Raw genomic sequence first — 26,193 nt, forward strand, 5'->3', positions numbered from 1 at the left:
GCCCCTGGCGGGGCGCTCCTCCTCAGCCCTTTTCCAGGTACTGCTCCCTCTCCTCGTCCAAAAGGGCGTCCAGGGCCGTCCGCAGGCCTGGAAGCTGCGTCAGCTCCGGGTCCGCCGCCACCAGCGCCGCCGCCTCGTCCCTCGCCTCCGCGATGATCTCCTCGTCCTCGATGACGGCGAGGACCCTCAAGGAGGTACGGGCTCCGGACTGGGCCTGGCCGAGGACGTCGCCCTCGCGGCGCTGCTCCAGGTCGATGCGGGAGAGTTCGAAGCCGTCGAGGGTGGAGGCGACCGCGGTGAGGCGTTGGCGGGCTGCGCTGGCCTCCGGCATCTCGGTGACCAGGAGGCAGAGGCCGGGTGCCGAGCCCCGGCCGACGCGGCCGCGGAGCTGGTGGAGCTGGGAGACGCCGAAGCGGTCGGCGTCCATGATGACCATCGCGGTGGCGTTGGGGACGTTCACACCGACCTCGATGACGGTCGTGGCGACCAGGACGTCGGTGTCCCCCGCGGCGAAGCGGCGCATGACCGCGTCCTTGTCGTCGGGGTGCATACGGCCGTGCAGCACCTCGACGCGCAGGCCCTGGAGGGGGCCCTTGGCCAGCTGGTCCGCCACCTCGAGGACGGCGAGGGGCGGGCGCTTCTCGGCCTCGTCCTCCGGGGACTTCTTCTTGCCGGACTTCTTCGGGTCGTCCTCCTCGTCGCCGATGCGGGGGCAGACGACGTACGCCTGATGGCCGTTGCCGACCTCCTCGCGCACGCGCTCCCAGGCGCGGGCCAGGAAGTGGGGTTTGTCGGCGGCCGGGACGACGTGGGAGGCGATGGGTGAGCGGCCGGCCGGGAGCTGGTCGAGGACCGAGGTCTCCAGGTCGCCGAAGACGGTCATGGCGACGGTGCGCGGGATGGGCGTGGCCGTCATGACGAGCAGGTGGGGCGGCTGTTTGCCCTTGCCGCGCAGGGCGTCGCGCTGTTCGACGCCGAAGCGGTGCTGTTCGTCGACGACGACCAGCCCGAGGTCGTGGAACTGCACCTTGTCCTCGATCAGCGCGTGTGTGCCGATCACGATCCCGGCCTCGCCGGTGACCAGGTCGAGCAGGGCCTGGCGGCGGGCTGCCGCGCCCATCGAGCCGGTCAGCAGCGCCACCTTGGTGGCCTGCTCGGCCCCGCCCAGCATGCCGCCTTCGGCCAGCTCGCCCATCATCTCGACGATCGAGCGGTGATGCTGCTGGGCGAGGACCTCGGTGGGCGCGAGCATGGCGGCCTGACCGCCGGCGTCGACGACGGCGAGCATGGCGCGCAGGGCCACCATCGTCTTGCCCGATCCGACTTCGCCCTGGAGCAGGCGGTGCATCGGGTGCTCGGTGGCCAGGTCGTCGAAGATCTCCTTCGAGACCTTCTGCTGGCCCTCGGTGAGGGTGAACGGAAGGCGGTCGTCGAAGGACGTCAGGAGGCCGTCCGGCTTGGGTTTGCGGGCCACCGCCGGGAGTTGGGCGTCGGCGTGGCGGCGGCGGGCCAGCGCCACCTGGAGGACGAAGGCCTCGTCCCACTTGAGGCGGGAGCGGGCGTCCTCGATGTCGGCCTTGGTGTGCGGGCGGTGGATCTTGAGGAGGGCCTCGGGGAGGGTCACCAGGCCGCGGCCCTCGCGCAGGGTGTCCGGGAGGGGGTCGATCGCTTCCTGGGCGCTGGGCAGGACCGTCTGGACCGCCTTGCCGATCTTCCATGACTCCAGTTTGGCCGTGGCGGGGTAGATGGGGATCAGGGCGCCGGCCCAGGTCTCGACCGTCTCCACTGCCTCGTCGTCGGCGCCGCGCAGCAACTCGTACGCCGGGTGGGCCAGTTGGAGGCGGCGGTTGAAGACGGAGACCTTGCCCGCGAACATCGCCCGGGTGCCCGGCAGGAGCTCCTTGTGGGGCTTGTGAACGCCGGCACCGAAGAAGACCAGTTGGAGGCGGCCGCTGCCGTCGGTGATCGTGACTTCGAGACGCTGGCCCTTGCCGCGGGGGGCCTTGGCGGAGGCGAAGGAGTGCAGGCGGGCGTCGGCGACCATGGCGACCACCGTGACGTGCTCGTCCATGGGGAGGTCGGCCAGGTGTGTGAGCTGGCCGCGCTCCTCGTATCTGCGCGGGTAGTGGTGCAGAAGGTCGCCGACGGTGTGCAGGCCGAGGTGCTCGGCCATCACCTTGGCGGTGGGAGGGCCGAGCACCTTCTTCAGTGGTTCTTCCAGTGCGGGCACGAGATCCATTCCACACCACGGCACTGACAATGCCGTAGAGGTCACGGCGCCCGCCCCGGTAAACGTCCCGGAAACCCCTGGTCAGACGTTTGGTTTCGGCTCTAGGATGGCGCGCTCCGGCCATCCTTTCGCGGTCACCGCCTCACCGGGACCGCCCGACCCCGCGCCGTCGCCAAGCCCCCCCCAACGGCGCCGTGACGATGGACTCCCAGACCTCACAGTCATCCCAGACACCTCATACGTTCCAGGTCGACCTGCGTGGTCTGGTGGACCTGCTCTCCCACCATCTCTACTCCAGCCCGAAGGTCTACCTGCGCGAGCTGTTGCAGAACGCCGTCGACGCCATCACCGCCAGACGCGCCGAGGAGCCAAACGCGCCGGCCAAGGTGCGGTTGTACGCCGAGGCGGGCACCCTGCGGGTCGAGGACTCCGGGGTCGGGCTCACCGAGGCGGACGTGCACAGCCTCCTCGCGACCATCGGGCGCAGCTCCAAGCGTGCCGAGGGGCTGCAGGAGGCGCGGTCCGACTTCCTGGGGCAGTTCGGCATCGGTCTGCTGGCCTGTTTCGTGGTCGCCGAGCGGATCCGGGTGGTCAGCCGCAGCGCCCGTACTCCGGACGCGCCGCCCGTGGAGTGGACGGCCACGGACGACGGTTCGTACACCGTGCGGACGCTGCCGGACGGCGCCCGCACCGAACCGGGCACCACCGTGCACCTGGTGGCGCGGGCCGGGGCCGCCGAGTGGCTGGCCGAGGACCGGGTGCTGGCACTGGCCCGGGACTTCGGCTCGCTGCTGCCCTACGACGTCCGGGTCGGCGACGAGGCGGTCACCGACCTGCCCGCGCCCTGGGACCGGCCCTACCCCTCCCCCGCCAACCGCAGGGTGGCCCTGGCCCGGCACTGCCACGACCTGTTCGGCTTCACCCCGCTGGACTCGATCGACCTGGACGTGCCGCTCGCGGGGATCCGTGGCGTGGCGTACGTCCTTCCCTCGTCGGTCAGCCCGGCCCAGCGGGCGGGTCATCGCGTCCACCTCAAGGGCATGCTGCTGACCGAGCGCGCCGAACAGCTGCTGCCCGACTGGGCGTTCTTCGTGCGCTGTGTCCTCGACACGGACAGCCTGCGGCCCACCGCCTCGCGCGAGTCGCTGTACGAGGACGAGACGCTGGCGGCCGTACGGGAGGCGCTCGGCGAAAGGATTCGGTCCTGGCTGACGGGGCTCGCGGCCGGTGATCCGGAACGGCTGGCGGCGTTCCTGGCCGTGCACCACCTGGGCGTGAAATCGCTCGCGCGGCACGACAAGGAGATGCTGCGGACGATGCTGCCGTGGCTGCCGTTCGAGACGACCGACGGACGGCTGTCCCTGGAGGAGTTCGCGCAGCGGCACCCGGTCGTGCACTTCACGCGGACCGTCGAGGAGTACCGGCAGGTCGCGCCGATCGCGTCCGCGCAGGGCGTCGGGGTGATCAACGGCGGTTACACGTACGACAGCGAGCTGGTCGAGGCGCTGCCGTCGGTGCGGCCGGGCACGGTCGTCGCCGAGCTGGACGCCGACACCGTGACCGCGCACCTGGACTCCGTCGACCCGGCCGAGGAGCTGGCCCTGTCGGGCTTCCTGGCGGCCGCGCGGGCGAAGCTCGACCCGCTGGGCTGTGACGTCGTGCTGCGCGCCTTCCATCCACTGTCCGTGCCCGCGCTGCACCTCGACGACCGGGCGGCCCGGCACGAGCAGGCCCGCGCGGAGGCGGAGGAGCAGGCCGACGACCTGTGGGCCGGCATCCTCGGCTCGCTGCGCGGCAGCGCGCCACGCGCGCGTCTGGTGCTCAACCACCTCAACCCGCTGATCCGGCGGATCAGTTCGCTGGGCGACCCGGAACTGATCGGCACCGCCACCGAGTCCCTGTACGGGCAGGCCCTGCTGATGGCGCAGCGCCCGCTCAGGCCCGCGGACTCCGCGCTGCTGAACCGGGCCTTCATCGGCCTGCTGGAGTGGGCCACGAACGGCGAGGAGGGCCGCCGATGAGCGACGTCACGGACTTCGACTCGCTGCGCCGGGCGATGGCGGACAACTCCGAGGAGCCGGAGGGCCCCGCCCGCAACGCGCGCGCGGAGCAGCTGCTGGCCGAGGCCGAGAAGCTGACCATCCCGCTCGCCGTGATCGAGGCGCTCGGACACCAGCTGAAGGTCTACAACTACAGCTCCGAAAAGGACAAGATGTTCGTCCCCTTCGCGCGTCTGCTGCGCATGTGGGACGAGCGGCCCGAGGACTTCGACGAGTACGAGACGCATTCGCTGCACTGGGTCTTCAAGTGGATGTCGTCCGGCATGCTCGACCAGCCGCACATCCCGCTGGCCTCGATCGAGAAGTGGCTCGGCGAGATGGAGCACCGCTACCGCCTCGCCGGACACTCCGAACGGGCCGTGCGCAGCGCCGAGTTCAGTGTGGCCGCGCATGTCGGGGACGTGGCCCGGGCCGAGCGGGCCTACGCGGCCTGGCTGGCGGCCGACCGGGACAGCATGGCCGACTGCCACGCGTGCGAGCTGCACGGGCAGGGCTGGTGGCAGGCCGAGCGGGGCCGGGACGCCGAGGCGATCCGGCTGTGGGGGCCGGTCCTGGCGGGCGAGTTCACCTGCGCCCACGAACCGCACACCGTCCTCGCGTCCTCCCTGGTGCCGCTGCTGCGCCTGGGCCGCCTGGACGAGGCCCGCGCCCACCATCTGCGGGGTTTCCGGCTCGTACGGGCCATGGAGAGCATGCGCGGCGCCTACGCGGACCACGTGGAGTTCTGCGCGCTCAGCGGCAACGAGGCACGCGGCCTGGAGCTGCTCGCCGAGCGGCCGACGTACTTCACGGACGACGGGCATCCGCGCAGCAAGCTGGAGTTCATGGCGGTCGTGGCCCTGCTCATGGACCGCCTGAGTGAGCTGGGACTGGGCGGTCAGCGGGTTCCCGGCCCGGCCGGACGTGACTGGACCGCCCGTGAACTCGCCGTACACGCGCGTGGGGAGGCCCTCGCGCTGGCGGCGGGATTCGACCGGCGCAACGGCACGGCACACGTCAGCGAGCGGGCACGCGCGCGGATGGACCAGCCGCCGCTGGTGGAACGGCTGCCGCTCGGGGTGCGTACGACGGCGACACGGTCGGCGGGGGCGGCGGCGCCCGTGCCGGCGGCGGCCACCGTGTCCGGCGGTTCCGAGGGCGCGGCGGAACCCGACCTCTCCGCGCTCCTCATCGAGGCACGCCGGCTGTCGGACACCTTGCAGCCCCACGCCATCGAGGCCTGGGCGGCGGTCTCGCGGGCCGCCGAGGACGTCGAGCTGGCCGCCCGCGACCGCGCGGAGATCGCCGATCACCAGGCGATGGACCTGGGCCCGGAGGGCATCGCCCTGTTCGAGGAAGCCGCCGGGCTGTACGCGGAGGCCGGCGACCCCGGGGAGGCGCTGGCGGCACGCGCGCGTGGAGCGTACGTACGCGCTCTGACCGGCGCTGTGCCCGAGGCCCTCGCGGTGATCGCCGACCTGTACGACCGGGTCCTCGCGCTGTACGCCGAGGACGGCACCGGCGTACGGCAGACGGCGGCCGTGCTGATGAGCCGGGCGCGGATCCTGATGCGGCGGGTGCACGAGGCGGAGGGCGCGACGCAGGAGGCCGCCCTGGCCGACGCCAAGGCCGCCGTCGGCGAGGTGCTCGCGCTCGTGGACGGACAGGCCGGGGACGACGTACGGCTGGCCGCACGGGCGGCGGAGGCGCAGGCCATGCTCGCGGAGCTGGCCGCGCTCGCCGGGGACGTGGGGCGGGCCGCGGAGCTGTTCGCGCGGGCTTCGGAGGCGTTCGTCGGGGCGGGGCTGCCGTGGTTCGCGGTGGAGTACGAGGCCCGGCTGGCGGGTCTCGCGCACCATCTGGGCGACACGGCGGAGGCCGAACGGGCGCTTCGGGCGGCCCTGGAGCACGGCGGGCCGCACCTGGAGGCGCCTGGACGGGCCCAGCTGCACCTCCAGCTGGCCGAGGTGCTCGGCGGCCGGGGGCTGGCCGAGGAGGCGGCGGAGCACGCCCTGGAGGCCGCGCACTGGGCCGACGAGGCGGGCGAGAGCCGGACGCTGGGCGCCTGGGCGCGACAGCAGCTCGGCGGGTTCCTGTTGCAGCAGGGGCGGTTCGCCGAGGCCGCCGAGGTCCTGGAGTCGGCGCTGCCCGACCTGACCGCCGAGATGCACGGCGACGGCGCGGTCGTCCAGACCCAGTGGTGGCTCGGCGACTGTCTGAGCGAGCTCGGCGAACACCGTGAGGCCGCCGAACGCCGCCTTCAGGCCGCCGAGATCGCCCGGCACTGGCCCGAACAGCACGACCACGCCACGCTCGCCCACCTCGCCGCCGAATCCCTCGGCCACGCCGGCCTGCACACCGAGGCCGACCAGGCGTACGCGCGCGCGGACGCCCTGTGGCGCGAGCTCGGCAACGTGCACGGCCTCGTCCGCTCCCTGCGCGCCCGCGCGTGGCTGGCGTTGCGGCCGGCGGACACGGCGGGCGGCCGGGACGGCGGGCAGGACACGGCGTCCGCGTTGATGGCGAGCGCGATCAGCGAGTGCACGGCTGCGCTGGACTCGGCGGACGACGAGGAGGCACGCCGTCGGCTGGTCGGCGAACTCGGCCACACGCACCGGCAGTTCAGCGACCTGCTCGCCCGTTCGGCCACGGAGGACGCCGAGGACGAGTCGATCCGGGCCGCGCTGGAGGCGGCCCTGGCCCAGGTGACCCAGGCCGTCGCGGTGTTCGCCGCTCTCGGCGACGACGCGCTGCACAGCCGCACCGGCGCCGAACTCGCCGCGGGCTGGCTGGAGGCCGACCTGAGCCGCCCGGCGCGGGCCGCCGCACGCGCGCGTGCGGTGCTGACCGCGTACGAGGGTCACGACGAGGCCGACGAGGCGGCGCGGGAGCGGCGGGCCGAGGCCGAGCAGATGCTTCAGGTGGTGGAGGAACAGGACACCGAGTAGCGGGAGGGGCCGCCCGTCACTCCACGCCGATGAGCAGCAGCGCCCCTTGCCGCCCGCCCCGGTACACCACGGTGTCGACGGCGAGATAGGCCTCACGCACGCGTGCTTCGAGGTGCTCGGCGATCGTCTCGGGTGCCTCGTCGCCGAGGACGAGGGTGACGAGTTCGCCGCCTGCCGAGAGCATCCGGTCGAGGACGGTCTCGGCGGTGGTGGTGACGTCCGTCCCGATCACGGCGACATCGCCGTCGACGAGGCCGAGGACGTCGCCGGCCTGGCAGATGCCGGCCATGGTCCAGGACTGGCGTTCGGCGACGGCGACCTCGGCGTAACGGGTCGCGCCGGCCGCCGAGGTCATCGACACGACGTCCTCGTCGAAGCGGCGGTCCGGCTCGTGCACGGCGAGCGCCGCGATGCCCTGGACCGCGGACCGGGTCGGGATCAGCGCCACCCGGATGCCCTCCGCGCGGGCCTGCTCGGCCGCCGCGGCCGCCGTGTGGCGCAGTTCGGCGTCATTGGGCAGCAGTACGACCTCGCGCGCGTGGGCACGCCGTAGGGCCTGCACGAGTTCCCCGCTCGCGGGCGGCTCCCCGGGGCGCGCGAGGACGGTGGTCGCGCCGGCCTCGCCGTACAGCCCGGCCAGTCCCTCACCCGGCACGACGGCGACGACGGCCCGCTGGGCCCGTTCCCTGGGCGGCCGCTCGGCGCCGGTGGTGTGCACATCACCGGCACCGAAGTGGGTGATCCGGATCCGGTACGGCCGCCCGGCCTCGACGCCGGCCTCCACGGCGGCCCCCGCGTCGTCGACGTGCACATGGACGTTCCACAGCCCGTCACCGCCGACGATCACGAGCGAGTCCCCAAGACCGTCGAGCCGCTCCCGGAGCCGGTCCACGGCGGCGTCCTCGGCCTCCAGCAGGTAGATCACCTCGAAGGCGGGGCCGCTCACGTCCGGGGCGTCGGCGCATTCCTCGGCGTCGGGCTCCACGCGCGTGTGCGCCCCGGACACCACCACGGGGGCCGCCTCCCCCGTGAACGTCTCCACCAGCGCCCCCAGCACCGCCACCAGCCCTCGTCCTCCGGCGTCGACGACCCCCGCGCGCTCCAGGACCGCCAGTTGCCCGGGCGTGGCCGCCAGCGCCGCACGAGCCCCCTCGTAGGCCACCCGCGCGACCGCCCCGCAGTCGTCGCCCTCGGCCCCGTCGGCCGCGTCGGCCGCGTCGGCGGCGGCCGAGGCGACCGTGAGGACCGTGCCCTCGACCGGGTGGGCCACGGCCTGGCGAGCGGAGTCGGCCGCGTGCCGCAGGGCGAGTCGCAGACCGGAGCCGTCGGTGTGAGCCGTCTCACCGTCGGCGGCGAGCACCTGGGCCATACCCCGCAGCAGTTGGGCGAGGATCGTCCCGGAGTTCCCCCGGGCGCCGATGAGGGCCCCGTGCGCCATCGCGCGGGCCGCGTCCGCGAGGGTGGGCCTGCCCACGTCGTACGCGGTGAACACGGCCTCCACGGCGGCGACCGCCGATTCCACGGTCAGGTACAGGTTCGTCCCCGTGTCCCCGTCGGCCACGGGATAGACGTTGATCGCGTCGATCTCCTCACGCGCCCGACCGAGTGACTCCAGCGCGAGGCCGCACCAGGTGCGCACCGCGAGAGCATCGAAGAATGTCTGCGGCACCTGCGCCACCTGCGCCTCCTTGAGCTGCCGACCGTGGCACGCAGCGTAGACCCAGGGCGGGTGCGCGCCGGAAGCGGGCCGGGGGCGGGCCCCTGAGCAGGCATGGTAGTTTCGTTGGACTGGCGCAGTCGTTGTATGCTGCTCCGGTTGCCCGATGAAAATCGGGCCGTTCCCCTGGCAGCGCCACTCAGATCTCTGATCGTAGATCCGATCCCGGCATGCCGGGATTATCCGTAAGAGCATCTGAAGTCTTTGGAGTGACCCGTGGCTGCCAACTGCGACGTCTGCGGCAAGGGGCCGGGCTTCGGCAACAACATCTCGCACTCGCACCGCCGTACGTCCCGTCGCTGGAACCCGAACATCCAGCGCGTCCGTACCGTGGTCGGCGGGACGCCGAAGCGCGTGAACGCCTGCACCTCGTGCATCAAGGCCGGCAAGGTCTCGCGCTGACGCCCACAGCTGAGCGCGCGGCCACTGCTGGTTCGCTGCAGTAAGCCGGTCCACCTCGGTGGACCGGCTTTTTGCTGTGCCCGAAAGTCGCTAGGAGCGCTCGCGGAACCGCCACCCGTGGTCCACCGGCCCGATCCCCCCGCCGAGCGCGAACCCCGCCTTGATCGCCCCGGTGACGTACTCCTTGGCCGCTGCCACCGCCTCCGGCACGGACAGCCCCTTGGCGAGTCCCGAGGCGATGGCCGAGGCGAGCGTGCAGCCCGTGCCGTGGGTGTGCCGGTTGTCGTATCGGGGCGCCCGCAGCCAGTGCTCCGCGGAGCCGTCGGTCAGCAGGTCCACGGCGTCCCCGGACAGATGGCCGCCCTTGATCAGCACCCAGCGCGGCCCGTACGCCAGCACGGCCGCCGCGGCCTGACGCAGCTGCTCCTCCCCCTCGACCCGGACGCCGGTGAGCTGCGCCACCTCGTCGAGGTTGGGCGTCGCCACGGTCGCCACCGGCAGCAGTTTCGTGCGTACGGAGTCCAGCGCCGAGGCCGCGAGCAGCGGGTCCCCGTGCTTGGAGACGCCGACCGGGTCGACGACCGCCGGCGCGTCCGTGCCCCCGATCAACTCGGCCACCGTCTCGACGAGTTCGGCGGACGCCAGCATCCCCGTCTTGATCGCCTGGACGCCGATGTCGTCGACGACGCTGCGGTACTGGGCGCGTACGGCCTCCACGGGCAGTTCCCAAGCGCCCTGCACGCCGAGGGAGTTCTGCGCGGTGACCGCGGTGATCACGCTCATGCCGTGCACCCCGAGCGCCAGCATCGTCTTCAGGTCGGCCTGGATGCCCGCCCCGCCGCCCGAGTCGGAGCCCGCCACCGTGAGGACGTTCGGGATCATGACTCGATGTCCCCGCCGAAGTGGTCCCAGCCACCCTTCTTGGTCCACGGGGCCCCGTCCACCGTCACGTGGGGCAGCGCGGAGGGGTTGAGGACCTCGCCGATGACCTTCCAGCGGGCCGGGAGCTTCACGTCCGGCGGGAAGGTCGCCACGATCGCGTGGTCCTCGCCCCCGGTCAGCACCCACTGCATGGGGTCGACGCCGACGGCCTGCCCGATGTCGTTCATCTGGGTCGGGATGTCGATCGCGCCGGAGCGGATGTCGATCCGGACCTTGCTGGCCTCCGCGATGTGCCCGAGGTCGGCGATCAACCCGTCGCTGACGTCGCACATCGCGGTCGCGCCGAGCCCCGCGGCGGCCGGACCCGCGTGATACGGCGGCTCGGGGCGCCGATGGGCCTCCACGAAGGCGCGCGGCGAGCGGAAACCGCGGGCCAGCACGGCGTATCCGGCGGCGGACCAGCCCAGCCAGCCGGTCACCGCCACGAGGTCACCGGGCTGCGCGCCGGCCCGCGTCACGGGCTCCTGGTTGCGCAGATCGCCGAGCGCGGTGATCGACACCATGATCGAGTCACCCCGTACGACGTCACCGCCGACCACGGAGGCACCCGCGACCTGGCACTCGTCGCGCAGGCCGTCCATCAGCTCGGTCGGCCAGGTCACCGGGAGTTCGGCCGGCACGACCAGGCCGAGCAGCAGCGCGGTCGGTACGGCGCCCATGGCGGCGATGTCCGCGAGGTTCTGCGCGGCGGCCTTGCGGCCGACGTCGTAGGCCGTGGACCAGTCGCGGCGGAAGTGCCGCCCCTCCAGCAGGATGTCGGTGCTGGCGACCACCCTGCGGTCGGGCGCGGCCACCACCGCGGCGTCGTCGCCGGGGCCGACCCGGACCGCCGGGGTGGTGGTGAGACGGGAGGTGAGCTCCCTGATGAGCCCGAACTCGCCGAGCTCACCAACAGTGCCCTTCATTGCCCTTACGCCCCTTCTGTCCCTGTCCGCACCCGGTCGCGCGTCACTTCGGTCCTCGCTACGGTCGAGGTGTACGTCAACTTCTGTCGTGCCGGCACCCCGGCGCGCAAGCCCCGGCCATCGCAGGTCTCCCCGCGGCGAGCGGCGACGCGATACCGTGGCGTTCCTTTTCCCCACATGATCCTCGTGGCCGCCCTGGAGGTTCCGTGGTACAGGCGTACATCCTGATCCAGACGGAGGTCGGCAAGGCGTCGACCGTCGCCGAGACGATCAGCAAGATCCCTGGAGTCATCCAGGCCGAGGACGTGACAGGACCGTACGACGTCATCGTGCGCGCCCAGGCCGACACGGTCGACGACCTGGGTCGCATGGTGGTCGCGAAGGTCCAGCAAGTGGACGGCATCACCCGCACCCTGACCTGCCCGGTCGTACATCTGTAGCCCCCGTCTACCCTTGGCCGGTGAACTCTTTCCGTCACCGGCACATTTCTGTTCTCGGGCTGCCCGCGCTCGTCCTGCTGATCACCGCGGCGGGCTGCTCCTCAGCAGACGGCAGCGCGTCGGCGGCGGTTCCCAGTCCCGGCACCTCGGCGGCGAAGCTGTGTCAGAACCTCGACAAAGCACTGCCGGCCAAGGTCGCCGGTGAGCGCCGTGCGGATCCCTCGCCCGCGTCCCCGCTGACCGCGGGCTGGGGGGACGACCCGGCGATCATACTGCGCTGCGGTGTCGTACGGCCGCCGAAGATGATCGACCCCAAGGTGGCCGAGGGCCGGGATCCGGACGCGGTGGCCGGGGGGGTGGAAGGCGTCAAGTGGCTGATGGAGGAGCAGGACGACGGGGGGTACCGATTCACCTCCGCGAGCCGTCGCGCGTACGTCGAGGTCACCGTGCCCGAAGGGCTGGACAGCTCGGGTGCGCTGATCGACCTGGCTCCGGCCATCAAGAAGGCGATCCCCTCGGGGATCGCCGACCTGACCGTGGCGGACCCTACCTGAGCCCGGTCCTACCTGAGCCCGGTCCTACCTGAGCCCGGTGGACCGCCTCAGCGCCGCCTGGATCAGCCGGTCCACCAGGTCCGCGTAGCCGACCCCGCTCGCCTGCCACATCTGCGGGTACATCGAGATCGGCGTGAAGCCGGGCATCGTGTTGATCTCGTTGATCACGAACTCGCCGTCCTCGGTGAGGAAGAAGTCCGCGCGCACCAGGCCCTCGCACGAGGCCGCCTCGAAGGCGTCCACCGCGAGCCGCTGGACCTCGGCCGTCTCCTCGGGCGTCAGCGGGGCCGGCACGATGCCGGGCGTGGAGTCGATGTACTTGGCCTCGAAGTCGTAGTACGCGTGCGCGTCCGGCGGCGGGATCTCGGCCGGTACGGAGGCGCGCGGGCCGTCCTCGTACTCCAGCACCCCGCACTCGATCTCACGGCCGCGCAGGGCCGCCTCGACGAGGATCTTCGGGTCGTGCCGCTGGGCCTCGGCGATGGCCTCGTCCAGGCCGGCCGGGTCCTCGACCTTGGTGATGCCGATCGACGAGCCCGCGCGCGCGGGCTTCACGAAGAGCGGCCAGCCGTGCTCGGCGGCCAGGTCGACGATCTTCTTGCGGGCTGCCGACTCGTCGCGCTCCCACTCGCGCGGCCGGATCACCACGTACGGGCCCACCTTGAGCCCGAACGAGGTGAACACCCGCTTCATGTACTCCTTGTCCTGGCCGACGGCCGAGGCGAGCACGCCCGAGCCCACGTACGGGGTGCCGGAGAGCTCCAGGAGGCCCTGGAGGGTGCCGTCCTCGCCGTACGGGCCGTGCAGCACCGGGAAGACCACGTCGACGTCACCGAGGGCCTTGGGCACCGATCCGGGCTCGCTGTAGACCACTTCGCGGCTCGCGGGGTCGACGGGGAGGACCACGCCGCCCTCGCTGGACTCCGCGAGGTCGTCGACCTCGGGCGTACGGCGGTCGGTGATCGCCATGCGTTCGGGATCGTCGGCGGTGAGCACCCAGCGGCCGCCGCGCGTGATGCCGATCGGCAGCACGTCGTACCGCGTCCGGTCGATCGCGCGCAGCACGGCGCCGGCGGTGACCATGGAGATCCCGTGCTCGGAGCTGCGACCGCCGAACACGACGGCCACGCGCGGCTTGCGGGGCGGCTGGTCAGGGCTCTGGGGGAGGTTCTCGGTGCTCATATCGGGTTGAGGGTACCCGGTGGTAGGGGCCGGAGTCAGCGTCCGTTGACGCTGGCGGTTCGCGGCACCTGCGGCGCGGCGCCTAACGGCGCTCGGGCTTCGCGCTGCGTGACATGAGCTCCTTGAGGGCGACCACCGGCGGCTTGCCCTCGTGGACGATGCCGACGACCGTCTCCGTGATGGGCATGTCGACGCCGTGCCGACGGGCCAGATCCAGCACGGACTCACAGGACTTGACGCCCTCGGCGGTCTGCTTGGTGACCGCGATGGTCTCCTGGAGGGTCATGCCCTTGCCGAGGTTGGTGCCGAAGGTGTGGTTGCGGGACAGCGGCGAGGAGCAGGTCGCCACCAGGTCGCCGAGGCCCGCGAGTCCGGCGAACGTCATCGGGTCGGCGCCCAGCGCGACCCCGAGCCGCGCGGTCTCGGCGAGGCCGCGCGTGATGAGCGAACCCTTGGCGTTGTCGCCGAGGCCCATGCCGTCCGCGATGCCGACGGCGAGCCCGATGACGTTCTTCACGGCACCGCCCAGCTCGCAGCCCACCACGTCGGTCTCGGTGTACGGCCTGAAGTACGGCGTGTGACAGGCGCCCTGGAGGCGCTGCGCGACGGATTCGTCGGTGCAGGCGACCACGGCGGCGGCCGGCATCCGCGCGGCGATCTCGCGGGCCAGGTTGGGCCCGGTGACCACGGCGATGCGGTCCTGGCCGACCTTGGCCACGTCGTCGATGACCTCGCTCATCCGCATGGCGGTGCCGAGTTCGACGCCCTTCATCAGGGACACCAGGACGGTGCCCGGCGCCAGCATCGGCGTCCACTCGGCGAGGTTGGCGCGCAGGGTCTGGGACGGGACGGACAGCACCGTGAAGTCGGCGCCGGCCATGGCCCGAGCCGGGTCGGTGGTGGCCCGCATGCCCTGCGGGAGCTCGACGCCGGGGAAGTAGTCCGGGTTCGTACGGCTCGAGTTGATGGCGTCGGCGACCTCGGGGCGACGCGCCCACAGGGTGACCTCGCACCCCGCGTCGGCGAGGACGATGCCGAAGGCGGTCCCCCACGAACCAGCACTCAGAACTGCCGCCTTGACGGGCTTGCTCACGTGCCCTGCCCCTCTTCCTGCTCGGCCTTTTCCTGCTCGGCCCTCGGCTGCGCCTGCCGGTTCTGCGCGGCAGTGCGGCGCCGCTGCTCGATGCGCTCCTGACGCGGATCGTACGGCGTCTCGGGCGCCTTCTCACCGCGGATCTGCTCCAGCTGGGCCGTGATGGCGGCCATGATGACCTCGGTCGCCTCCTTCAGCAATTCCGGGGTCATCTCCTTGTCGTAGAAGCGCGCGAGGTCCACGGGCGGGCCCGCGAGCACCTGGTGCGTCTTGCGCGGAAGGAGGTTGAGCTTCTTGGCGTAGGGCGGCAGCAGTTCGTTGGCGCCCCACTGCGCGACCGGGATCACCGGGCACTTGGTCTGGAGGGCGACGCGGGCGGCACCGGTCTTGCCGGTCATGGGCCACTGGTCCGGGTCGCGGGTGATGGTGCCCTCGGGGTAGAACGCGACGCATTCACCGCGCTCCACGGCACCGATAGCGGCCCGGAAGGCACTCAGCGCGTCCGTGGTCTCCCGGTAGACGGGGATCTGCCCGGTTCCGCGCATGGCGGCGCCGACGAATCCCTTCTTGAAAAGGCCGCTCTTCGCCAGGAATCGCGGAACCCGCCCGGTGTTGTACTGAAAGTGCGCGTACGCGAAGGGATCGATGTGCGAATTGTGGTTCACCGCGGTGATAAATCCGCCCTCGGCCGGAATGTGCTCCATTCCACGCCAGTCCCGCTTGATCAGAACCACCAGCGGCGGTTTGCAGATCACCGCGGCGAAGCGGTACCAGAAGCCGATTCTGCGGCGGGGCACGCGGACACCTTCCTCTAGGAATCAAGGACATCGGGCCGGGGGGCCGCACAAGTGTCGCCCCAGGCCGCCGGTCTGTCGAGAACACCGTACGCCCCGCCACCGTCACCGCCAGATGCCCCCGGTGACGGCTGAGTGACAATGGCCGCGACTAGAGAGGGAGCGAAACGCTCGTGCAGTGGACCTTGGTCATACCCGTGAAGCCCTTGGCGCGGGCGAAGAGCAGGCTCTCGGACACCGCGTCGGACAGGCTGCGCCCGGGCCTCGCCCTCGCTTTCGCGCAGGACACGGTGGCGGCGGCGCTGGCCTGCCCGGCGGTGAAGGATGTGGCAGTCGTCACGAACGACGCCCTGGCCGGCCGCGAGCTGGGCGCACTTGGCGCGCATATCGTCCCCGACGAGCCCGGAGGCGGCCTGAACGCGGCGCTGGCGCACGCGACGGCCGTCGTACGCTCCTCCCGCCCCGAAAGCGCCGTGGCGGCCCTGAACGCCGATCTTCCGGCTCTGCGCTCCCTGGAATTGGCCCGCGCCCTGGATGCGGCAACGGAATTCCCCCGCGCTTTTCTCCCGGACGCCGCAGAGATCGGCACAACACTGCTGACCGCGACCCCGGGCCGGGAATTACTACCGGCATTCGGCCAGGATTCCCGGGCCCGCCATCGCGCCTCGGGTGCGGTGGAACTCGACCTCGCAGACGTCGACTCCGTACGCCAGGACGTGGACACGGGCCAGGATCTACGTGCCGCGCTGGCTTTGGGCGTGGGCCCGCGAACGGCGGCCGCAGCGGCACGGCTACTGATCAAGGAACAGTGACGGGAACCCCGCCAAGGGGCCCGGGACTGAGTCGATGTGCGCTCCGCCGCGCGGGCGCGACCAGCCCCCACGGCCCCGCACCCGACACACAACCCGTCGTAGGGTTACCGCTATGCAGGCCACCGCATACACCTACGACGAGAACACCCGCTGCGGCAGCGTCCTCCTGGACGACGGAACCCCCGTCCCCTTCGACGCCCCCGCCTTCGACGCCGGAGGCCTACGACTGCTGCGCCCCGGGCAACGGGTCCGCATCGAGACGGAGGGCGAGGGCGAGGCCCTGCGCATCACGCTGGTGACCCTGCAAACGCTCTGAACAGCACCTGGAACACGCCGCGGGCCGGACTCCAGACGGAGTCCGGCCCGGCGCGTGAGTGCCCCTGCGGTCCTACCTCTTGCGGGCGGTCGCCTTCTTGGCGGTGGTCTTGCGAGCCGTCGACTTCTTGGCGGGCGCCTTCTTGGCCGTCGCCTTCTTCGCCGGGGCCTTCTTGGCCGTCGCCTTCTTGGCGGTCGCCTTCTTCGCCGCGGTCGTCTTGGCGGCCGTCGTGGTCTTCTTCGCCGGAGCCTTCTTCGCGGTGGTCTTCTTCGCGGTGGCCGTGGTCTTCTTGGCCGTCGTCTTCTTCGCGGTGGTCTTCTTCGCCGCGGCGGCCTTGGTGGTCTTCTTCGCGGCGGCCTTCTTGACCGTCGCCGCGGCACCACCGGTCAGGCTGCCCTTGGGCGCCTTCTTGACGGCGACCTCGCCGCCCCGCGGGAGCTTCTTCGAGCCGCTGACCAGGTCCTTGAAACCCTGACCGGCACGGAAGCGCGGAACAGAGGTCTTCTTGACCCGAACCCGCTCGCCCGTCTGGGGGTTACGGGCGTAACGAGCAGGTCGGTCGACCTTCTCGAACGAACCGAAGCCGGTGACCGAGACCCGCTCACCCGCGACGACCGCGCGGACGATGGCGTCCAGTACATGGTCGACAGCATCGGCGGCCTGCTGGCGGCCGCCCATCTTGTCGGCAATCGCTTCTACGAGCTGCGCCTTGTTCACGTCTTCCCCTTCGGAGACATCGCCAGAACGAAAGTGTTCAAGCTTTTTCGCACGTTAGGCAGATATATACCGCAAATCAAACACGAAACGGGCTAATCACCCTTGTGCCGCAACAGACTCGACTGTCTCGAAGGTGTTCAGCGTTCCTCTTCGGGGAATCGCCCCGCGTCGAGATCCGCCATGAACCGCTCCAGACGCCTTGTCGCTTCGGCGACGTCGTGCTTGGCCGCGGCCGTAATGACCAGCAGCTTCCGGGTCAGCGCCATCCGTACGCCCTCCGGGACTTGCAGTGCGCGCACCGCTGCGTGCGCTTCCTTCAGTTGGTCCGCGACTGCCGCATAGAGCTCGAGTTGGCCGTCGTGTTCCATGCACAGATTGTGCCATCTGGGGCGAGTTGTCGCCTGCCAGGGGTGCAACTCCGGCCTCAAATGGCCTTCCGGGCACTTGCGGAAGTCACGGTTACACCACTCGCGTACCCCCGCAACACCCTTCTTAACGTGGGAAGTTGAGGGAGGGACGCAAGCGGCGCAGGGCCGTTCGGGTGCAGACATGGCAGTACCCCCGATCGGGCTGATCGGGGGTACTGAGGGGGTGTTGCGGTGTCCGAAAGTCGCCTTGCGCTCAGACCTCGGTCCGAACCGGGGCGGCCCCGGGCTCAGGCCTGAAGCGTGCGCGGCTTGAACGACGGCCGCTTCGCCTCGTAGGCGGCGATGTCGTCCTCGTTCTGGAGGGTGATCGAGATGTCGTCGAGGCCGTTCAGCAGCCGCCAGCGGGAGTTCTCGTCCAGCTCGAAGGAGGCGGTGATGCCCTCGGCGCGCACCTCGCGGGCCTCCAGGTCGACCGTGATCTCGGCCTGCGGGTCCTTCTCGGAGAGCTCCTGCAGCGCGTCCACGATCTTCTGCTCCAGAACCACCGTGAGCAGGCCGTTCTTGAGCGAGTTGCCGCGGAAGATGTCGGCGAAGCGGGAGGAGATGACCGTCTTGAAGCCGTAGTTCTGCAGCGCCCACACGGCGTGCTCACGGGAGGAACCGGTGCCGAAGTCGGGACCGGCGACCAGGACCGTGGCGCCCTGCCGCTCGGGCTGGTTGAGGATGAACGTCTCGTCCTTGCGCCAGGCCTCGAACAGCCCGTCCTCGAAACCGTCCCGCGTGACCTTCTTGAGCCAGTGAGCAGGGATGATCTGGTCGGTGTCGACGTTGGAGCGGCGCAACGGGACGGCCCGGCCGGTGTGCTTGGTGAATGCTTCCATGGCTGATCAGACTCCAGCGGGCGTACGGGTCTCGGCGTCGGACAGGTCGGCCGGGGAGGCCAGGTGGCCCAGGACCGCCGTGGCGGCGGCGACCTGCGGCGACACCAGGTGCGTACGACCGCCCTTGCCCTGCCGGCCCTCGAAGTTGCGGTTGGAGGTGGACGCCGAGCGCTCACCCGGGGCCAGCTGGTCCGGGTTCATGCCCAGGCACATCGAGCAGCCCGCGTGCCGCCACTCGGCGCCGGCCTCCTTGAAGACGACGTCCAGGCCCTCGGAAACGGCCTGCAGACCCACCCGCGCGGAGCCCGGGACGACCAGCATCCGTACGCCGTCGGCGACTTTGCGGCCCTTGACGAGCTCGGCGGCGGCGCGCAGGTCCTCGATGCGGCCGTTGGTGCACGAACCTACGAAGACGGTGTCCACCTTGATGGAGCGCAGCGGCTGGCCGGCCTCCAACCCCATGTATTCCAGGGCCTTTTCGGCGGCGAGGCGCTCCGAAGCGTCTTCGTACGAAGCCGGGTCGGGGACGGACGCCGAAAGCGGCGCACCCTGGCCGGGGTTGGTGCCCCAGGTGACGAACGGCGACAGTTCGGCGGCCTCGATCACGACCTCGGCGTCGAACTCGGCGTCGTCGTCGGTCTTCAGCGTCTTCCAGTACGCGACGGCCGCGTCCCAGTCCTCGCCCTTGGGGGCGTGCGGGCGGCCCTCGAGGTAGTCGAAGGTGGTCTGGTCGGGCGCGATCATGCCCGCGCGGGCGCCGGCCTCGATCGACATGTTGCAGATGGTCATCCGGGCCTCCATCGAGAGCTTCTCGATGGCCTCGCCGCGGTACTCCAGGACGTAGCCCTGGCCGCCGCCCGTGCCGATCCTGGCGATGATCGCCAGGATCAGGTCCTTGGCGGTGACGCCGTCGGGCAGTTCGCCGTTGACGGTGATGGCCATGGTCTTCGGGCGGACCAGCGGCAGCGTCTGGGTGGCCAGCACGTGCTCCACCTGGGAGGTGCCGATACCGAACGCCAGGCCGCCGAAGGCACCGTGCGTGGAGGTGTGGGAGTCACCGCAGACGACGGTCATGCCCGGCTGGGTCAGTCCGAGCTGCGGACCCACCACATGCACGACGCCCTGCTCGACGTCGCCCAGCGGGTGCAGGCGCACACCGAACTCGGCGGCGTTCGCGCGCAGCGTCTCCAGCTGGACGCGGGAGACCGGGTCCGCGATGGGCTTGTCGATGTCGAGGGTCGGGGTGTTGTGGTCCTCGGTCGCGATGGTGAGGTCCAGGCGGCGCACCGTGCGGCCGCTCTTGCGCAGGCCGTCGAAGGCCTGCGGGCTGGTCACCTCGTGCAGGAGGTGGAGATCGATGAAGAGGAGGTCGGGCTCGCCCTCGGCGCGCCGGACGACATGGTCGTCCCAGACCTTCTCCGCGAGTGTCCTACCCATCGCTTTCCCTCCGGCCGGCTTACGGTCCGCCGGCCCAACTAGAGATCTTGAGAAGGCGGCCACCGCCCGCGCCCCTGCTTCCGGGCGTCCGCCGCCAGGCCCGTTCGGTTCACGGGCCGCTCTGCCTTCGTTCTTCCAGAGTGGCGTGTTCCACGGAAAATTGAACTTGCGTTTCACAGAGTGAGACGCGAGTATCGTTGCATGGACAACAGTAGCGGCGTCGGCGTTCTGGACAAGGCAGCCCTTGTCCTGAGCGCCCTGGAGTCCGGTCCGGCCACCCTCGCAGGGCTCGTCTCGGCCACCGGACTGGCACGACCCACGGCCCATCGGCTGGCCGTGGCCCTTGAACACCACCGCATGGTGGCGCGTGACATGCAGGGCAGGTTCATTCTCGGCCCTCGGCTCGCGGAACTGGCCGCGGCGGCCGGTGAGGACCGTCTCCTCGCGACGGCGGGCCCGGTCCTCACCCACCTCCGTGACGTCACGGGTGAGAGCGCGCAGCTCTACCGCCGCCAGGGCGACATGCGCATCTGCGTCGCCGCGGCGGAACGCCTGTCCGGCCTTCGGGACACGGTCCCGGTCGGCTCGACGCTCACGATGAAGGCGGGTTCCTCGGCCCAGATCCTCATGGCCTGGGAGGAGCCGGAGCGTCTGCACCGGGGCCTGCAGGGCGCCCGCTTCACGGCCACCGCGCTCTCCGGCGTACGGCGCCGGGGCTGGGCCCAGTCGATCGGCGAGCGCGAGCCGGGTGTCGCGTCCGTCTCAGCGCCCGTCCGCGGCCCGTCGAACCGCGTGGTGGCCGCCGTCTCCGTCTCCGGCCCCATCGAGCGCCTCACCCGCCACCCCGGCCGCATGCACGCCCAGGCGGTCATCGACGCCGCGGCCCGCCTCTCCGAGGCCCTGCGCCGCACGGGCTGACGGCGTCACCGTACGTCGGGAAAGGGCAGCCTCAACGCCGCGGCGGCCCTTCTCCGACGGTCAGGTGACGCACCCCAGGGGCGCGGGGAACTGCGCGACCAGCCACATTCGACCCGTACCCGCCCCCGTCCGAACCATCAACGGCGCAGGATCCGCCACCACCGGCCGTCCGCCGTCTGCGACGCCGTCGTGGCCGGTCGCGCTGTTCCCCGCGCCCCTAGGACGTTGCGCTCCCGGACTTGTGAGCGAACCGGTCCTTCGCATACCGGCCCCGCCGCTCCACGGGCACCTGCCCATGCGCCGCCGCCAGCCCGAACGCCGGCATGTCCGCGTAGATCGACTCGTACGACCCCTCGGGCACCACGTACGCCTCGTGCCACAGCCCCACGTGCCCCCGCACCTTCCCCGCCCGCTCCTTGCGGTTGATGATCCCCCACACCCGGTGATGGAACATGTCCGGCGAGGCGGCGTACGCGTAGAGCTTCTCCTTGGACTCCCAGTACTGGACGACGTAGTACGTCCGCGGTGAAGCCGTCAGCAGCACACGCCCCAGCAGCCCCCGGTCACCGTCCCGCGCAAGCTCCCCCAGCATGCGGAACATCGCCAGCATGACCGGGAGCCACTGGTGCACCGCCCAGAAGTGGTTGATCCGCATCCCGATGAGCAGGACCACCACATCGCCCTCGGCCTCCGCGGTCGTACGACCCAACACCGGCTTCGCGAACATGTCGGCCCCCTGGCTCCGTAACCGGATAGCGGCACTATCCTTCTGGTCGGTGATTGGATAGTGGCACTCCCCAAGGAGAGGCGCAAGAGATGCGGCTGGCGGAACTCAGTGAGCGCAGCGGGGTGCCCATCGCGACGATCAAGTACTACCTGCGCGAAGGCCTGTTGACTCCCGGCCGCCAGATCAACGCCCGCACCTCGGAGTACGACGAGGAGCATCTGCGCCGGCTGCGGCTGGTGCGCGCGATGATCCAGGTCGGGCGGGTGCCCGTGGCGACGGTCCGGGAGGTGCTCGGACACGTCGACGACGACGCCCTCCCCCGGACGATCCGCCTGGGCGCGGCCCTGTGGGCGTTGCCGCAGGTCCCGGAGCCGGACGAGGACGACGAGTACGTCCGGGCCGCGCACGACGTGGCGGATGAACTGCTGGAGTCCCTGGGCTGGTCGAACGCCAAGGCCCTGGTCACGATCTCGCCCTCGTACCGTTCACTGGTGGTGGCGATGGCCGCGCTCAGACGGCTCGGGTACGACTGGGACCCTCAACTGCTGCTGGCGTACGCCCGGTTGATGCACGGGGCGGCGGTCCTCGACCTGGACTTCGTCGAGACCCATGCCTCGGAGGCGGAGAAGGTGGAGACGGCGGTCCTGGGGGCGATCCTCGTCGAGCCGATGCTCCAGGCGCTGCACCGGCTGGCACAGGAGGAGGAGTCGGCGCGCCGGTACGGCTTCGGCGACCGGGAATGACGAAGGCCCCCCACCGAAGTGGAGGGCCTTCACTCTGTACCCCCGACCGGATTCGAACCGGCGCTACCGCCTTGAGAGGGCGGCGTGCTAGGCCGCTACACAACGGGGGCGAGGATCTTGCGTTTCCGCAGATCCGAGCTGGTCTACCTGGACTCGAACCAAGACTAACTGAACCAGAATCAGTCGTGCTGCCAATTACACCATAGACCAAAGTGGTTTAGACCAGTTTGTACCCCCGACCGGATTCGAACCGGCGCTACCGCCTTGAGAGGGCGGCGTGCTAGGCCGCTACACAACGGGGGCCCTAGCGATCCCGAGTTGATCGAGATCAGTACCCCCGACCGGATTCGAACCGGCGCTACTGCCTTGAGAGGGCAGCGTGCTAGGCCGCTACACAACGGGGGCTTTGCAGATGAGCTCTGCGAGCTGGCCTACCTGGACTCGAACCAAGACTAACTGAACCAGAATCAGTCGTGCTGCCAATTACACCATAGGCCACTGGAACGCAAGCCCCTGAGGGGATCTTGTTCTAGTTTGCTCCTCCGGGTTCCGGCCTTTCGGCCCGCTCCTCGGCGGCGCAGGAAGAACATTACCCGAAGGTGGACGGGGCTCCAAAACGGGTATCCGCGCCGAGGAGCGCGGGGAGTTCGGAGAGGGAGGCGATCCGGTGCGGTCCGCCGGGGGCGCCCGCGCTGGTGTACACGCCCGCACGGTCGATCCAGACGGACAGCAGCCCGGCCTCCGCGGCGCCCCGCCCGTCGATCTCCGGGTGATCGCCGACGTAGGCCACCTGGTGCGGGGCGAGCTCCAGGGCGGCGCAGGCGGCATGGAAGGCACCTGCCTCCGGCTTGGCGACGCCGAGCTCTGCGGCGCACAGGATGGCCTCGAACCTGCCGTGCACGCCGAGGACGCGGAGTTTGCGGTCCTGGACGTGGATGCTGGAGTTCGACAGCACCGCGTGGCGATGGCTGGCGGCGAGGGCGTCCAGGACGGGCAGGACGTCCGGGAACAGGGCCCAGGCGGTCTCGTAGTGCGTGATGTAGCGCTGGAACCACGCGTCGGCCTCGGTGTCGGTCAGCTCCGTGCCCAGGAAGACCCGTACGCGATCACGTCGCTGGTCCTCGAAGGTCGCCTCGCCGGCCGAGAACCGTGCCCACTGGGCGTCCGTGACCTGCCGCCACCGCACGAGAGCCTGCTCGGCGTCGCCGTACGCGTCGAGCAGTCCCTCGGCCAGCAAGTGCTCCCGCATTCCCGCGCGGTCGGCCGTGGTGTAGTCGAAAAGGGTGTCGTCGACGTCCCAGACAACAGCTTTGATCACCCTGACAGACTGGCACACTGGGGGCATGACCGAGTACCGCGTCCAGTTCACCGTCGAAGCCCGTGCGGCGTACGAAGCCTTGCGCGAAGAGCGGCGAGTCCATCTGGACAGGGCCGTACGGATACTGGCGCGTGACCCGTTCCGCAAGAACGCGACCGCGCAGCTCGGTCCCGACGAGCACCTGCGCAAGGCATATGTGGCGCCCGGTGTGATGCTGGAGTACATGGTCGCGGGAGCCGTCATGGTCATCGTCGTGCTGGAGATCTTTGACGAGTTCGCGTACCTGATCGACGAGGCCGACGCGGTCTGAGGCGGACGCGTGAGGGGCGGCACCGGGTTCCGGTGCCGCCCCTCACGTACATGGGCGTACTACGCCGCCAGCCTCGCCAGCGCCGCGTCGATCCGGGCCAGGGTCGTGTCCTTGCCCAGCACCTCGAGGGACTCGAAGAGGGGCAGGCCGACGGTGCGGCCGGTGACGGCTACGCGGACGGGGGCCTGGGCCTTGCCGAGCTTGAGGCCGTGGGCCTCGCCGGCGGCCAGGACGGCCTCCTTGAGGGACTCGGGGGAGGTCCAGTCGGCCGTGTCCAGCTTCTCGCGGGCCGTGCGCAGGAGCGCGTCCGAGCCCTCCTTCATGGCCTTGGTCCAGGACGGCTCGTCGAAGACCGGCTCCGGGAGGAAGAGGAAGTCGACGTTGTCCGTGATCTCCGACAGCACCTTCAGACGGGTCTGGGCGTGCGGGGCGATCGCGTGCCACTTGACCTCGTCGAAGGCCTCCGGGGCCCAGGGGGCGAAGGGGGCCTTCAGCCAGGGGGCGCAGCGCTCCGTGAAGTCCTTCACGTCCAGCAGGCGGATGTGGTCGCCGTTGATCGACTCGCACTTCTTCAGGTCGAAGCGGGCCGGGTTGGGCTGCACGTCGGCGACGTCGAAGGCCGCGACCATCTCGTCCATCGTGAAGATGTCCTGGTCGGCCGAGAGCGACCAGCCGAGGAGGGAGAGGTAGTTGAGCAGGCCCTCGGGAAGGAAGCCGCGCTCGCGGTAGAGGTTCAGCGACGACTGGGGGTCGCGCTTGGAGAGCTTCTTGTTGCCCTCGCCCATCACGTACGGCAGGTGGCCGAACTCGGGGATGCCCTTGGCGATGCCCAGCTCCGTCAGCGCCTTGTACAGGGCGATCTGACGGGGCGTCGAGGAGAGCAGGTCCTCGCCGCGCAGGACGTGGGTGATCTCCATCAGGGCGTCGTCGACGGGGTTGACGAGCGTGTACAGCGGGGCGCCGTTGGCGCGGACGATGCCGTAGTCCGGGACGTTCTCCGGGGTGAAGGTCAGCTCGCCGCGGACCAGGTCCGTGAAGGTGATCGTCTCGTCGGGCATCCGGAAGCGGACGATGGGCGCACGGCCCTGCGCCACGTACTCCTCGACCTGCGCGGCGGTCAGCTCACGGCAGTGGCCGTCGTAGCCGGAGGGCTTGCCGGCGGCGCGGGCGGCCTCGCGGCGGGTGTCCAGCTCCTCCTGGGAGCAGTAGCAGCGGTAGGCGTGGCCGGCGTCGAGGAGCTTGGCCGCGACGTCCTTGTAGAGGTCCATGCGCTGCGACTGGCGGTACGGCGCGTGCGGGCCGCCGACCTCGGGGCCCTCGTCCCAGTCGAAGCCCAGCCAGCGCATCGAGTCGAGCAGCTGGGTGTACGACTCCTCGGAGTCGCGGGCCGCGTCGGTGTCCTCGATGCGGAAGACCAGGGTGCCCTGGTGGTGCTTGGCGAACGCCCAGTTGAACAGGGCGGTGCGGACCAGGCCCACATGGGGGTTACCGGTGGGCGAGGGGCAGAAACGTACGCGGACGGGTGCGCTAGCCACGCTTGACAACCTTGTTGGTGAGAGTGCCGATGCCTTCGATGGTGACGGCGACCTCGTCGCCGACGGTGAGCGGCCCGACGCCTGCCGGGGTGCCCGTGAGGATCACGTCGCCGGGGAGCAGCGTCATGGCCTCGGAGATGTTGACGATCAGATCCTCGATCGGGTGGATCATCTCGCTGGTACGGCCGAGCTGGCGCTGCTCGCCGTTGACCGTGAGCTGGATGGTCAGGTCGGCGGCCGTTTCGAGGGCCAGGTCGGTCTCCACCCAGGGGCCCAGCGGGCAGGAGCTGTCGAAGCCCTTGGCCCGGGCCCACTGCTTCTCGCGCTTCTGGACGTCCCGGGCGGTGACGTCGTTGGCGCAGGTGAAGCCGAAGATCACGTCCTTGACGCGCTCGCGCGGGACCTCGCGGCACATGCGGCCGATGACGACGGCCAGTTCGGCCTCGTGGTGGAGGTCCTCGGTGAAGGACGGGTACTGGATGTCGTCGCCCGGGCCGATCACCGAGGTGGACGGCTTGAAGAAGGCGAACGGGGCGTCGGGCACCTCGTTGCCCAGCTCCTGGGCGTGCTCGGCGTAGTTGCGGCCGAAGGCCACGACCTTGTTGGGGAGCACCGGGGGCAGCAGACGCACCTTGCTGAGCGGGACCTTCGTACCGGAGAGCTCGAAGTCCGCGAACGGGATGCCCTTGATGATGTCGAGCACGAGCTCGTCCGGCTTGTCGCCCTCGACCGCGCCGAAGGCGACGTTCCCGTCGATGGAGAATCTGGCGATGCGCACGGGATGCTGCGCCCCTCACTTGAGCCGGCTGGAGTCTGACGCTCCAGGCTAACGCGGAAGGGGCGCCCCTCAGGGGCAAGGGCCTCG

Annotated in this window: 25 protein-coding genes and 5 tRNA genes; 10 read left to right on the forward strand and 20 right to left on the reverse strand. The window is 70.8% G+C overall.

From position 1 onward, the window contains the following. Window positions 1–22: 22 nt before the first annotated feature. Complete coding sequence (recG, locus tag AQJ67_RS33990) at window positions 23–2,239, reverse strand: ATP-dependent DNA helicase RecG (RefSeq protein ID WP_062723198.1); 2,217 nt, start codon at window positions 2,237–2,239, stop codon at window positions 23–25. Between the two features lie 191 nt (window positions 2,240–2,430). Here recG and AQJ67_RS33995 point away from each other — a divergent pair, with 191 nt between their 5' ends. Further along, on the forward strand, window positions 2,431–4,251 hold the full coding sequence (locus AQJ67_RS33995; RefSeq protein WP_079056320.1) for an HSP90 family protein: 1,821 nt from the start codon (window positions 2,431–2,433) through the stop codon (window positions 4,249–4,251). Next, the gene (locus tag AQJ67_RS34000) at window positions 4,248–7,217 is read left to right on the forward strand and encodes a hypothetical protein (RefSeq protein WP_062723200.1); all 2,970 of its coding nucleotides are present in this window, start codon (window positions 4,248–4,250) and stop codon (window positions 7,215–7,217) included. The genes AQJ67_RS33995 and AQJ67_RS34000 overlap by 4 nt, the downstream gene beginning before the upstream one ends. A 16-nt stretch (window positions 7,218–7,233) precedes the next feature. Here AQJ67_RS34000 and AQJ67_RS34005 read toward each other — a convergent pair whose 3' ends face one another. Beyond that, window positions 7,234–8,895 (reverse strand): DAK2 domain-containing protein, encoded by a 1,662-nt coding sequence (locus AQJ67_RS34005; RefSeq protein ID WP_062723201.1) that lies wholly within the window; start codon window positions 8,893–8,895, stop codon window positions 7,234–7,236. Window positions 8,896–9,150: 255 nt separating this feature from the next. On the opposite strand from AQJ67_RS34005, the gene rpmB reads away from it, so the two are divergent. Beyond that, entirely contained in the window at window positions 9,151–9,336 is a 186-nt protein-coding gene (rpmB, locus tag AQJ67_RS34010; RefSeq protein ID WP_003993230.1) for a 50S ribosomal protein L28, read from the forward strand. Between the two features lie 90 nt (window positions 9,337–9,426). Here the strand turns inward: rpmB and thiD are convergent, their stop codons facing one another. Both thiD and AQJ67_RS34020 read right to left on the reverse strand, forming a co-directional pair. Next, window positions 9,427–10,218 carry a bifunctional hydroxymethylpyrimidine kinase/phosphomethylpyrimidine kinase gene (gene thiD, locus AQJ67_RS34015; protein WP_062723202.1) on the reverse strand — a complete coding sequence of 264 codons (792 nt, stop codon included), beginning with the start codon at window positions 10,216–10,218 and terminating at the stop codon, window positions 9,427–9,429. Further along, on the reverse strand, window positions 10,215–11,183 hold the full coding sequence (locus AQJ67_RS34020; protein WP_062723203.1) for a thiamine-phosphate kinase: 969 nt from the start codon (window positions 11,181–11,183) through the stop codon (window positions 10,215–10,217). The genes thiD and AQJ67_RS34020 overlap by 4 nt, the downstream gene beginning before the upstream one ends. 206 nt (window positions 11,184–11,389) lie before the next feature. On the opposite strand from AQJ67_RS34020, the gene AQJ67_RS34025 reads away from it, so the two are divergent. Both AQJ67_RS34025 and AQJ67_RS34030 read left to right on the forward strand, forming a co-directional pair. Continuing rightward, on the forward strand, window positions 11,390–11,623 hold the full coding sequence (locus AQJ67_RS34025; protein ID WP_003997603.1) for an Lrp/AsnC family transcriptional regulator: 234 nt from the start codon (window positions 11,390–11,392) through the stop codon (window positions 11,621–11,623). Between the two features lie 20 nt (window positions 11,624–11,643). Continuing rightward, on the forward strand, window positions 11,644–12,177 hold the full coding sequence (locus tag AQJ67_RS34030; RefSeq protein WP_062723204.1) for a DUF3515 domain-containing protein: 534 nt from the start codon (window positions 11,644–11,646) through the stop codon (window positions 12,175–12,177). Window positions 12,178–12,201: 24 nt separating this feature from the next. Here the strand turns inward: AQJ67_RS34030 and AQJ67_RS34035 are convergent, their stop codons facing one another. The 3 genes from AQJ67_RS34035 to AQJ67_RS34045 form a co-directional block, all read right to left on the reverse strand. Beyond that, the gene (locus AQJ67_RS34035) at window positions 12,202–13,359 is read right to left on the reverse strand and encodes a D-alanine--D-alanine ligase family protein (RefSeq protein WP_062723205.1); all 1,158 of its coding nucleotides are present in this window, start codon (window positions 13,357–13,359) and stop codon (window positions 12,202–12,204) included. Window positions 13,360–13,441: 82 nt separating this feature from the next. Then, a complete protein-coding gene (locus AQJ67_RS34040; protein WP_062723206.1) occupies window positions 13,442–14,452 on the reverse strand; it encodes an NAD(P)H-dependent glycerol-3-phosphate dehydrogenase in 1,011 nt (336 codons plus the stop codon). Further along, window positions 14,449–15,249 carry a lysophospholipid acyltransferase family protein gene (locus tag AQJ67_RS34045; protein WP_062723207.1) on the reverse strand — a complete coding sequence of 267 codons (801 nt, stop codon included), beginning with the start codon at window positions 15,247–15,249 and terminating at the stop codon, window positions 14,449–14,451. The genes AQJ67_RS34040 and AQJ67_RS34045 overlap by 4 nt, the downstream gene beginning before the upstream one ends. Before the next feature lie 170 nt (window positions 15,250–15,419). Between AQJ67_RS34045 and cofC the strand changes: the two genes are divergently transcribed. Then, window positions 15,420–16,058: a 2-phospho-L-lactate guanylyltransferase gene (gene cofC / locus AQJ67_RS34050; protein ID WP_062723208.1), complete on the forward strand. Its 639-nt coding sequence runs from the start codon at window positions 15,420–15,422 to the stop codon at window positions 16,056–16,058. A 112-nt stretch (window positions 16,059–16,170) separates the two neighbouring features. Further along, window positions 16,171–16,374, forward strand: coding sequence for a hypothetical protein (locus AQJ67_RS34055; protein ID WP_062723209.1), 204 nt, complete (start codon window positions 16,171–16,173; stop codon window positions 16,372–16,374). A gap of 72 nt (window positions 16,375–16,446) precedes the next feature. Here the strand turns inward: AQJ67_RS34055 and AQJ67_RS34060 are convergent, their stop codons facing one another. The 4 genes from AQJ67_RS34060 to leuC all read right to left on the reverse strand — a co-directional run bounded on the left by AQJ67_RS34060 (window position 16,447) and on the right by leuC (window position 19,777). Beyond that, complete coding sequence (locus AQJ67_RS34060; RefSeq protein WP_062723210.1) at window positions 16,447–17,091, reverse strand: HU family DNA-binding protein; 645 nt, start codon at window positions 17,089–17,091, stop codon at window positions 16,447–16,449. A 137-nt stretch (window positions 17,092–17,228) separates the two neighbouring features. Next, window positions 17,229–17,459 carry an SCO5555 family protein gene (locus AQJ67_RS34065; RefSeq protein WP_062723211.1) on the reverse strand — a complete coding sequence of 77 codons (231 nt, stop codon included), beginning with the start codon at window positions 17,457–17,459 and terminating at the stop codon, window positions 17,229–17,231. Window positions 17,460–17,746: 287 nt separating this feature from the next. Continuing rightward, a complete protein-coding gene (gene leuD, locus AQJ67_RS34070) occupies window positions 17,747–18,340 on the reverse strand; it encodes a 3-isopropylmalate dehydratase small subunit (RefSeq protein ID WP_062723212.1) in 594 nt (197 codons plus the stop codon). A 6-nt stretch (window positions 18,341–18,346) separates the two neighbouring features. Beyond that, complete coding sequence (leuC, locus tag AQJ67_RS34075; RefSeq protein WP_062723213.1) at window positions 18,347–19,777, reverse strand: 3-isopropylmalate dehydratase large subunit; 1,431 nt, start codon at window positions 19,775–19,777, stop codon at window positions 18,347–18,349. A 201-nt stretch (window positions 19,778–19,978) separates the two neighbouring features. Here leuC and ndgR point away from each other — a divergent pair, with 201 nt between their 5' ends. Then, window positions 19,979–20,695, forward strand: coding sequence for an IclR family transcriptional regulator NdgR (gene ndgR / locus AQJ67_RS34080; RefSeq protein WP_031485194.1), 717 nt, complete (start codon window positions 19,979–19,981; stop codon window positions 20,693–20,695). Between the two features lie 217 nt (window positions 20,696–20,912). On the opposite strand, the gene AQJ67_RS34085 is transcribed toward ndgR, so the two are convergent. Beyond that, entirely contained in the window at window positions 20,913–21,422 is a 510-nt protein-coding gene (locus AQJ67_RS34085) for a DUF4188 domain-containing protein (RefSeq protein WP_062723214.1), read from the reverse strand. Between the two features lie 89 nt (window positions 21,423–21,511). Here AQJ67_RS34085 and AQJ67_RS34090 point away from each other — a divergent pair, with 89 nt between their 5' ends. Then, window positions 21,512–22,165 (forward strand): MerR family transcriptional regulator, encoded by a 654-nt coding sequence (locus AQJ67_RS34090; RefSeq protein ID WP_062723215.1) that lies wholly within the window; start codon window positions 21,512–21,514, stop codon window positions 22,163–22,165. A gap of 37 nt (window positions 22,166–22,202) precedes the next feature. On the opposite strand, the gene AQJ67_RS34095 is transcribed toward AQJ67_RS34090, so the two are convergent. The 6 genes from AQJ67_RS34095 to AQJ67_RS34120 all read right to left on the reverse strand — a co-directional run bounded on the left by AQJ67_RS34095 (window position 22,203) and on the right by AQJ67_RS34120 (window position 23,510). Continuing rightward, window positions 22,203–22,275, reverse strand: a tRNA-Glu gene (locus AQJ67_RS34095). Window positions 22,276–22,303: 28 nt separating this feature from the next. Next, window positions 22,304–22,375 (reverse strand) — tRNA-Gln (locus tag AQJ67_RS34100). Window positions 22,376–22,395: 20 nt separating this feature from the next. Next, window positions 22,396–22,468, reverse strand: a tRNA-Glu gene (locus tag AQJ67_RS34105). Between the two features lie 29 nt (window positions 22,469–22,497). After that, window positions 22,498–22,570, reverse strand: a tRNA-Glu gene (locus AQJ67_RS34110). Window positions 22,571–22,591: 21 nt separating this feature from the next. After that, a tRNA-Gln gene (locus tag AQJ67_RS34115) sits at window positions 22,592–22,663 on the reverse strand. A 91-nt stretch (window positions 22,664–22,754) separates the two neighbouring features. Then, a complete protein-coding gene (locus AQJ67_RS34120; RefSeq protein WP_062723216.1) occupies window positions 22,755–23,510 on the reverse strand; it encodes an HAD family hydrolase in 756 nt (251 codons plus the stop codon). Here AQJ67_RS34120 and AQJ67_RS34125 point away from each other — a divergent pair. Then, the gene (locus AQJ67_RS34125) at window positions 23,509–23,793 is read left to right on the forward strand and encodes a hypothetical protein (protein WP_062723217.1); all 285 of its coding nucleotides are present in this window, start codon (window positions 23,509–23,511) and stop codon (window positions 23,791–23,793) included. The genes AQJ67_RS34120 and AQJ67_RS34125 overlap by 2 nt on opposite strands. 59 nt (window positions 23,794–23,852) lie before the next feature. On the opposite strand, the gene gltX is transcribed toward AQJ67_RS34125, so the two are convergent. Both gltX and AQJ67_RS34135 read right to left on the reverse strand, forming a co-directional pair. Continuing rightward, the gene (gene gltX / locus AQJ67_RS34130) at window positions 23,853–25,337 is read right to left on the reverse strand and encodes a glutamate--tRNA ligase (RefSeq protein ID WP_079056314.1); all 1,485 of its coding nucleotides are present in this window, start codon (window positions 25,335–25,337) and stop codon (window positions 23,853–23,855) included. Then, a complete protein-coding gene (locus AQJ67_RS34135) occupies window positions 25,321–26,106 on the reverse strand; it encodes a fumarylacetoacetate hydrolase family protein (RefSeq protein ID WP_062723219.1) in 786 nt (261 codons plus the stop codon). Before AQJ67_RS34135 ends, gltX begins: the two co-directional genes overlap by 17 nt. Window positions 26,107–26,193: the final 87 nt, after the last annotated feature.

It is taken from the genome of Streptomyces caeruleatus (genome assembly GCF_001514235.1).
Taxonomy (GTDB): Bacteria; Actinomycetota; Actinomycetes; order Streptomycetales; family Streptomycetaceae; genus Streptomyces; species Streptomyces caeruleatus.